At 62.1% G+C, this 501-nt stretch carries 1 protein-coding gene; it reads left to right on the top strand.

Features of this window, described 5'->3' with window-relative positions; all coding sequences use genetic code 11:
• Positions 1–501 (top strand): GspE/PulE family protein (locus ACW9IR_RS29605; RefSeq protein ID WP_457466158.1); only part of this gene is annotated, 501 nt, incomplete at both ends.

Here is a 501-nt window from a genome sequence, read left to right as displayed (position 1 = left end):
ATCGTCTGATGCAGGACATACCGGAAATCACCGACCTGCTCGACACCCAGGACGGTGCGCCGGTGATTCGCATGATCAACGCCTTGCTCACGCAAGCAGCGCGCGACGAGGCCAGTGACATTCACATCGAACCGTTCGAAACCCATTCAGTGGTGCGCTATCGCGTCGACGGCACGCTGCGTGATGTGGTTTCGCCGCGCAAGGCTCTACACGGCGCGCTGGTGTCTCGGATCAAGATCATGGCCCAGCTCGATATCGCCGAAAAACGCCTGCCGCAGGACGGTCGCATCGCGTTGCGCGTGGCGGGACGACCGATCGATATTCGTGTTTCCACGGTGCCGACCGGGCATGGTGAAAGGGTGGTGATGCGTCTGCTCGACAAACAGGCCGGGCGTCTGCATCTGGAAACCCTCGGCATGGATGCGCAGGTGCTGGTCAAACTCGATCACCTGATCCGCCAGCCCCACGGCATCGTTTTGGTCACCGGGCCGACCGGCAGCG

The organism is Pseudomonas sp. SDT291_1_S447 (assembly GCF_054070155.1).
Note: the sequence above shows the minus strand (reverse complement) of the source record. Positions and strands in the feature narration are given on the sequence as shown.